The 9,061-nt window shown below is 41.1% G+C and carries 4 protein-coding genes; all 4 read right to left on the reverse strand.

Going from position 1 to position 9,061, the window contains the following annotated elements:
- Positions 1-446 precede the first annotated feature (446 nt).
- Positions 447-896, reverse strand: a complete 450-nt coding sequence (locus B2Z67_RS03595) for a hypothetical protein (protein ID WP_291528452.1) — start codon at positions 894-896, stop codon at positions 447-449.
- A gap of 259 nt (positions 897-1,155) precedes the next feature.
- Positions 1,156-1,602 (reverse strand): hypothetical protein, encoded by a 447-nt coding sequence (locus B2Z67_RS03600; protein WP_291528453.1) that lies wholly within the window; start codon positions 1,600-1,602, stop codon positions 1,156-1,158.
- Positions 1,603-1,614: 12 nt separating this feature from the next.
- Positions 1,615-8,580 (reverse strand): FG-GAP-like repeat-containing protein, encoded by a 6,966-nt coding sequence (locus B2Z67_RS03605; RefSeq protein ID WP_291528454.1) that lies wholly within the window; start codon positions 8,578-8,580, stop codon positions 1,615-1,617.
- Between the two features lie 21 nt (positions 8,581-8,601).
- A complete protein-coding gene (locus B2Z67_RS03610) occupies positions 8,602-9,027 on the reverse strand; it encodes a T9SS type A sorting domain-containing protein (protein WP_291528455.1) in 426 nt (141 codons plus the stop codon).
- Positions 9,028-9,061: the final 34 nt, after the last annotated feature.

Genomic DNA, 9,061 nt, shown 5'->3' on the forward strand with positions numbered 1-9,061 from the left:
CTTAGTAGTAGTTGGTCAATTACCTATAAGTAGTGAGTATCCTCTCTGTAGGTAACAATCCTTTTTTTGCATAAATAGTCCTCAAACATGAAATAATATACAAGAATAATGTATTCTTATTCCTAAACCATTCGCAATATATCCTATAATGAGATTTTCAAAAAAGAGGCGAGTTACAAAAATAGAGAATATAGCATCATTTTGATAGCTAATCTACTCCACAGAAGTATAAATGAAAGAAGGTGCTGGTATAGCGATAATAAGAATGTGGTAAGATAACAGAAAACATATTCTGTTACTTACCACATTTTAATTTATTCAGAATAATAAGAAACAAGAAAGAATTACTCTAGAAGAAGAACATAACCGCAGGGTATAACAAACACCTGTTTCATTGTATCTCCACGTTGAACACCACCTCTATTATCTCTCTGACCCTATATCTGTCATTTCAAAGCGATCGTAATTGTGTCAGTTATAATAGGCTTATCACCGCACATAATAAAGTCCGAAGGTAAAAGCAAAACTTTTTTATCTTCCAATGGTCTAGTTGTTGATACTTCAAAAGAGAGATCTAAAACATCACTATTTTTTATTTCTATTTTATTCCCGCCCGTAAAGTATTCGTCATTTAACGTAAAACAAATATCACAAATTGTATCTCTGTTGGAAAACGCTTTAATCTTTAATGAATCTGTATTAATAAGATAGTTCCCACTAAATGTACAAGTAATAAACACTGCTCTTGAAAATAACGAAGAACCACCTATCTCCATTCTTCCGCATTCACTAAATAATACATACTTCTTTTCTCCGTCAATAACAAATGGTTTCGAGTAATCACAAGAAATACAACAAATAGTAAGTAATAATAAAATAAATCTTTCTATTTTCATAATAATCCTTTTAATGCTACCACCAATAACTCTTATAAGCTATCTTTAAAAATCACATTAAGATAAGCACCCTCGTAACAATTCAACAAAGACGAATCATCAATGCCCATTTTATTTAACTGCCCCAAGATTTCTTTCGGAATGTCATTAAAATCCTGCACCTGTCCAAAGATGTTTATATTGGAAAGTAACATAATCGTTATTATTAAACATTTCATCATCTTCTTGGTATTTGATAAAATCAAATAGAATTCCATTCCTAGTTACGATGCACAAAAATAAAATTTACATCTCCAATATTGAACGGTATATCTGCACAAAGAATAAAATCATCAATATTAACTGTTATTGTATCGCCACTTTTAATAACCCGATCTATAATAATACGAACTTCATCGTTGTTATTGATAGCTTTCGCTTTGTCCATAAGACCCACATTACTCAAAAAGACTTCTGCGGCAAGTAATTCTCCTTTATGAACTGCCTTCATGTTTTCAGGATTTATCATAATAGGAGAACTTAAATTAAACTTTAGAAATATTGATGTTTGACTATTAGCAAGTACATGACCAGAGATATCAATTTTGCCACATTCAAAATTAAAACTCTTTTCAAAACTATTACCATCTATTGCAACTCTAAAGATATAAGGATCGCAGGAGAATAACGAAAATGATAATAATAAGATGAAAATCTTTGCTTTCATATTCTTAATGTATTAAGGGTTAAACCAATGTCCTCCATAGCCTTGTGTTTCAAAATAGTTCTTCCTCAAAATGAAATCCCAAATATTTCCACCTAATAATGCTCCACTTATACCTTGTAATCCATAATGAAGTAAAAATCTATCGCCAAATGCTCTTGACTGCCAAATATGGTGCATTTCATGAGATAGACTTTCTTGGGTAAACCCATCAGGCCCCATTACAGAATACGGCCCCCAAGCACCACCCATATATTCCATTAAACCACCGGTATAAACAGGAGCCAAGTTTTTCCAATCAAATTTTGCTTTACCACCAAAAGCAAGATTCCCCAAGCCTAATGTGTTAGTTATAATATTACCTAAATTATTCTGCCATCGTAACAATCTTTGTCCTTTACCGAGAGTTAAATTAACAGGACCTACTCCCAATGTTATTTTTGAGAATGGGTTTTCTCCCATTGACCAATTATCACCAATAGAAGCTCCTGCCGTTCCTATCATTTGATAACCCAACTTTCCAGCTAATTTAGCAAATTCATTAGTAGCACCAAACGCCTTTACCATTCCAAAACCACCAGTTACATTCCAAGCTCCTGTGGCCGCCCCAACAAGTCCGGCTTTCCAAGCACCATCCCATCCGCCACCGGATATTGCATTCATACCTATGTTTACACTGGCACTATTTACGATGGTGCTTGTTATTCCCCACGCTTTTGTTGCTTCTCCTGCGGTAGTTAACATTCCTGTAGCCTGAAAGGAAGAAGTCGAGGTCATTCCAGCAATTCCACCTGGCGCAAACGCTGCTGAAAACATTCCTCCTGCAGCAGCTCCAATAAATGCTCCTGTAATAGCACCTTTCCAAGCATCAGGCTTCCAATTCCAAAACGCTGCCGTCCCTGATTGAATTGAAGCACCTGCATAAGCACCAACTACCGCTCCAATGATTACAGGAATGAACCATGCAAACTCTCCGGTGGGGTCAACGTAAGAAAGAGGATTATTGAAAGCGTACGAATACCTGTTAAAATTCTGCGAGAACTCCGGCATCTGCACAAACGGGTCAGGGCTCAGGAATCTTGCCAGCAACGGATCGTACATACGTCCGTTCATATCTATCAGGTTAAACTCATCCAGATGTTCATGACCCGTATAACCACGATGGAACTTGAAAGTATTATTGGTTACCGTGCGTTTGCCCCAAACATCGTAAGAAGCCTTGAACACTTCATTACCTCCAATATCCGCCAGCTTCACAATACTGCCCAGATGGTCTTTATAGGCGTAATAAATCTTATCCGCCTGTCCGGACTGCTTCACGTAAACCGCAGCCAATCCGTCATTAGCGCTGATGTAATACAGATGCTTCGTAACACTGCCTTCGGTTACTATTTCATAATCACCTGCATAAACAATGGTACGTACTACGGCACTGTTCTTCTTCAAGACCGATTTCCATCGTTGACGGTCGGGGCCATACGTGATATCCAATTGATAGTTGTCCGAGCCAACCGTCTCAGCGATGGAAGCCACCTTGTTGAAAGCCGTATATGTTACGGTCTGGTTGTTCTGAGAAATGATTCCACTTGTGTTTTCAACAGTTTTTACTGCATGAGGCTTACTCCCATCATAACTATACGCTCCTAATCCCGTTTTAGTATTGATATTACCATTGGGATGATAGCTTATGCTCATAACCGCGGAACCATTGTGAGACACTCCGGTCAAACGATCCGCACTGTCATAAGTGAAAATCTCCGTTTGCGGAATCATGCCCGTACGGGAAGACAAGTTACCGGTGGCACCGATAAACGAATAGTTCATATCGTGTATGGCGGTAACGACATTGGTACTTTTCGTCACTTTCAGGTTAGTGAGCAACCCTTGAGAATTGAGGGTTTGGGTAGCAACGATGGGACTGCTACCAAGCCTGGCGCTGGTAACCGTTCCGGTAGTACTTACAAACATCCACAAGGGGGTTGCTTGTATTCCCGGTGCCACTAACTGTAAATTGCCATAAGCGTCGTACGTACGACTCAAGGTAAAACCTCCGGGATAGGTAATACCACTTAATTGCCCTTTATTGCTATAGGAATACGTGAATGTCAACGTTCCCGTATTCTCCACCTCGCGGATTTCAGTCTGCACACGACCGTAATTGTCATACGTATAAGAGATGGAGTTGTTACCCGTCTTCTCTTTAGTAAGCCGAAGCTTTGCGTTACCTGAAGTGCCATACGTATAGTTAGTGGTTACTCCGCCTGTTACGGAAGTAGTCAATCGGTTAAAACCATCATACGTATTTGTCGTGGTTTTATTGTTTCCGTCTTTCTGAGTTAGCACGCGACCCGCAGCATCATACGTGTAGGTAGTGGTACCGGCATTGGGGTCGACCAGTGTCAGCTGCTTTCCCGTTCCGGCATCGTAAGTCATGGAAAAATTGGCGCCTCCGGCAGTTATCGCCTTAGGACTTCCCACCGAACTATACGTATAGGCGATACTTGACGGAACAGGATCGGTGACGGATTTCACTCCGCCCCAGGCGTCATAGGTCTTGATGGTTATCCTACTATTTGCACTGGTTGAAACACTCCGGTTGCCGTACACATAAGAAAAGTGTTTCCCGGCGCTGTTGGTATGAGTAAGTATCCGGCCTCGATCGTCATACGTATAATTCTCCGTTGTAGTAAGATCACCCGTTTGAACCTGTTTTCCCGATACCAGTCCTTTGCCGTTGTAAGTAGTGGTCTTCTTAATATTTATACTACTAGGACCGATGCTTTCCACCAGCACCTCGCGTCCCCGGTTATCATACCAGGTTTTCACCCAAGGCTGTCCTGTACCCTGAGTAAGGGTGAAGAAACGTTTGGTTGAACTGTTATTCCATCCGCTATGATAGGTTTCTTTTGTATCATCCGGGAAGAGCGTCGATGTCCTGTTTCCCCATCCATCATAAGTGTACGTGGTAGTTAATATATTGGAAGCGTCGCTTTCGTCTTTTTCGGTCAGGACGTTTCCCCAAGTGTCATACGTATAAGTGGCTACGGAAGATGCCGGAGAAGTATAAGCATTGGTTACAAAACGTTTGGTTGCATCATAATCATACAGGTTGGTAAGAGTCGTTACTCCCGAACCACTGATTTTCTTGGTCTTTACATTCCCCCAAGTATCGTATGTATAATCGGTTGTCAAAGGTAATGAGGAATCATAATTCTCAATGAGTTTGGTCTGATATCCTTTAGATGCATTATATGTAATTTGCGTCTTCTGAGTGAAAGGCGACGTGTCGTCCACATGTTTCTGTATCCTGGTTATTAACTGAGGGCGATATGATTTGCCGGCAAGAATGTAATTACCGTATTGAACGGTGCGATACATGGTATTGGTAGTATTGTAAGCTGCCTTTTCTTCCGTCATGTAACCGTAGGTAGTATTAAACTGACGAGTGGTGGTGACCGTGTTTCCATCCAAATCTTTCTCAGTAGTCGTGGATGGATAAGCGAAATACTTTTTGGAACCCTTGTCCGTAATGGTAAGTGTAATATTGGTTTCCGCCGTATTTCCGCCTACAGTCTGTTTGGTGTAGGTAACGGATGGTATATGGTAAGTTGTATCCCAAGTCTGCACCCCCGATTCCGAGACTGTACCCAAAGTGGTGTTTGTAGCGGTCATGGAAGTTATTCCCAACATTCCTTTTCCTTGCAGGTGTACTTTCAGACCATTGTACTGGTAGTTGGTAACCAACGAACTGTTTGCTGCACCATTATTTGCAGTGACCGTCTTTACAGCATGTAAAGGGAAAGCGCAGTCGACAACGGGATAAATGCTGCCTGATCCTTTGGTATAGATACCACCATTGACAAAAGAAGCATAAGTGATATTGGTTGTACTTCCATAGTCACCGATAACGGATGTTACTTTTCCGCTGTTGGCATTATAGGTGCTGTTACGATACAATCGCCATACGGGACTGCCGTTAGCATTGTTACCATTATAACAGTCATAACCATAATTCATCAGTTCCGCCTGTCCGTCACCGTTAAAGTCACCCACCATATAACGGGACGAAAGCGCGTCGTCTTCTCTCGTGGAAGTAGCAGAGCGTACCTGAGTAAGCGCATTTCCCGTAGAACGCATCCAGTAAGTGTATGTTTGTTTTACATTCGGATAGTCATACATCGTTTTGGTTATCACCACATCGGATTTGCCGTCAGAGTCAAAATCATAGACACTACAGTCGAACCTTGCATCATCATGTTCTGTGTAACTCTGTTCATGAACATTCAACGTGCACGCCTGCAATATAGTGAAAGTTCCGTTGCCATTGTTTAAGGCAAAAGCCCAAATGTTGGAATCGCTGATATTCATCAGGAAATCCATTAAACCGTCACCATTGAAATCGCCGGGGCGAATCATTTTAACTGTGATAAAATCAGTACCTGCGGCAGGTTCAGTACCTGTGGTTTTTTTGATATCCGAAAACGTGTTTTCCGTTATTCCATTGCCTTGATTCCAGAAGATGGTGTACCCTCCATTGTATATCACTATCAAATCCTGTAATCCGTTACCGTTAAAGTCAGAGACGAATATTTTATCAGGTTTGGAAGGTAATGTCAGGTTAAATGTCGCTCGATATAAAGTTGTTCCGGATTTAAGACCGATGATTTCACCGGGATACTTATTGGCATTATGCCCTTTCTCAATGAAAACGACATCTCCTTTTCCATCATTATTAAAATCACCGGTTGCATAGACAGGCATTTCACTGCTACGCAGCAGGTTATATCCGAAATTACCTTGAATTGTATTCCCATAGATATAAAAACCTATCTGCTTCCAATAATTATTAATACTTACATGTGGGACCATAAACTCATTACAACCGTCTCCATCAAAATCGAGAACGGATGCTCCAGCTCTATATTCTTTCATATCCGCCAGTTGAAAATCCGGCCCAAGGCTATAATTTGTCCCGGAAGTAAACTGAACATTTCCGGAAGCATTCAGTGAGGCCCAATAAATATAAGCATGAGTATCATTTGTCCATGAGTTAGGACCTGTCGGAATTTTGACAGGAGCAATTCCCACCATATCAGTCAGACCATCACCATTAAAGTCGCCGGCAATAAACTCTTGATCGGAGAAAGCTACCGCAGGATAAGAAGTCGGTGCATTTACCAAAGGCGTAATCGGAGAATTATTCATAGCAGGCAAATAAGACCAAGTCAATGTGATAGGCTTTAAAGCTTCACCGGTAGCATTTTTCTCCGTTACACTCCTCAAACGTGAAAAATTAGTACCGGAAGCATCACCAGTGGTATATGCCAATTCGTAACTCCTGTAAATTGAACTACCCGTTTTGCTTGTTATAGTCTTCAGCCGGTGACCCATACTTCCTTTTACACCCTCTATTACGAACGGTTGCGGATCATTGGAACGGGTTTCATAACTGAAAGTAACCGTGTTCTGCAGGCTACTACTTTCATTTTTGTTATTCCCATACGTAATAGTGGCGGGATACATGTAGTAATTCCATTGGTTATAGGTATAATCCATATAATTACCCAAGGGATCTTCCACACAATCCAGATACCACGCATAAATTCGCGAAGAATTACCAACGGTATAGCTTTGCCGTGCACCGGTTGTGTATCCATAATGATACGTCTGACCGGTAGAAAATTGTACTTCAAACCACGTATTGGCCGTGCTCGAAGTGTAAGTTCCGTGAACTATCACTTTAGTAAAAGGGTCGGACTCAGGATAATATATGGCTCCATTCTGACCGGCAGTACCGGAAGCATAAATCAAACGCTTACCATCCAAATAATAAGCCTCATCGGCGGAAAAGGTCATCGCCTTGGCAGTTCCGTCATGATATATCGTTTTGGGACCACGCGTTATGACAGATATACCCGACAGGTTGCATCCCCAGCCCGCTATCCCATTTCCCGACTGACTGTTGTACACGATGGAGAGGGAAGGCTGCATACCACCTACGCCTTGAGGAACTTTGATAGGAATAGAATAGGTAGCTCCCCCGGTAGAAGAAACATCGAAAGCCCCTCCAACGCCACCTACTTCTTCAGGCTCGGAACTGTACAAGTTAGGAGTGTCAGGATAGTTAAATTCGTTGAATACAACACCTGAAATATTTGTGGTTATAACGCCCGGATTAGTACTATTGCTCCCTTCGGATACAACATAATAAGTACCCGGTTCAAGCAATCTCCGTATATAAGAATGATACATGGATGAACATTGTCCCTCACCGGAATAGTTATCGTTATATACAATCGTATTCCCCGAAGCATCCAATAAATACATCTCGGTATCCGAAAGAACCGAACCGCAATGGGTTAGAGTCACATCCATCTTTTTGGTAAGAGAGAACCGATAAAAAATATCATTGGATGCCCAGCCAGTGTGTTGATTGGTATAATTGGCTGTATTCCGAGTATCTGAATATTCAAAATCATTATCAAACGTATTCACAAAGATAGCATCCTCACGGGTATCTCCTACAGGTATTAACATACCCAATATTTGGGTCTGTATCACGCCGTTTTGACTATATCCTTCCGATACTGCATAATATGTACCGGCATCCAACACTCTTTTTATGCAAGCCTGCCGAGGGTCACCACAAGCGTCAAGTAGGCTATAATTATCATTAGAGGTTATCAAAGTTCCTGAAGCGTTCAAAAGACTCAAATAGGTATCAGCAACCGCCGAACCGCAATTACGTATGATAACCTGCATTTTCTGACTCAGAGTAAATTTATAATAAACGTCATTGGTGGGGCGTCCGGTATAATTATTAGTAAACTGATTAGCAGTATTTTGCGAATTGGTGTAATTGAAACCGGAACTGAAATTCCCAGCCATTATCGGTATTCCCATAGTATTACCCGACACCTGCCCGTACGCAGCCATCGGGAACAGTAATACAGAAAGTAATATTGATAGATATGTTTTCATGGTTTATAGATATTAGTTATATTATTCTTTAATTATCTTCCAACTGCTCACATTACCGTTGTAAGCAATCTGCATAATGTATATCCCCGGCGAACGGTCAGAAATGTCTATCACATTAGACCGGGAGATGCCTGTCCATTGACGCAACTGCTTCCCGGTAAGGTCATAGATGGAGATTTGAGCATTTTCGAATTGCTCCACGCCTGAAATATCAACCTGGAGCATACCACGGGTAGGATTAGGATAAATAGTAATCTTGCTTTCAGATAGTTCCTCCTCATAGACTGACGGCGTTTCTTCGCCACCATCCGAAACTCCTCTTGTTTGAACCAAAATCTGGCGGGTCAGCCGATTACCGGCAGCATCATAGGCATATTGGATACGTTGCGCACAAATATCCGAAGAAAATAATGCCAATAAAAACGAAAATAAAATAGCTGTTCTCATGTGTTATTAATATTAACCCACATTGCTCCCTCAC

This window comes from Bacteroides sp. UBA939 (assembly GCF_002293435.1).
In the GTDB taxonomy this organism is placed as follows: domain Bacteria; phylum Bacteroidota; class Bacteroidia; order Bacteroidales; family Bacteroidaceae; genus Bacteroides.

Excerpts from the sequence above, each read along its gene's own strand:
- B2Z67_RS03595 (WP_291528452.1), bottom strand. The coding sequence starts at position 896 with ATGAAAATAGAAAGATTTATTTTATTATTACTTACTATTTGTTGTATT.
- B2Z67_RS03600 (WP_291528453.1), bottom strand. The coding sequence starts at position 1,602 with ATGAAAGCAAAGATTTTCATCTTATTATTATCATTTTCGTTATTCTCC.
- B2Z67_RS03605 (WP_291528454.1), bottom strand. The coding sequence starts at position 8,580 with ATGAAAACATATCTATCAATATTACTTTCTGTATTACTGTTCCCGATG.
- B2Z67_RS03610 (WP_291528455.1), bottom strand. The coding sequence starts at position 9,027 with ATGAGAACAGCTATTTTATTTTCGTTTTTATTGGCATTATTTTCTTCG.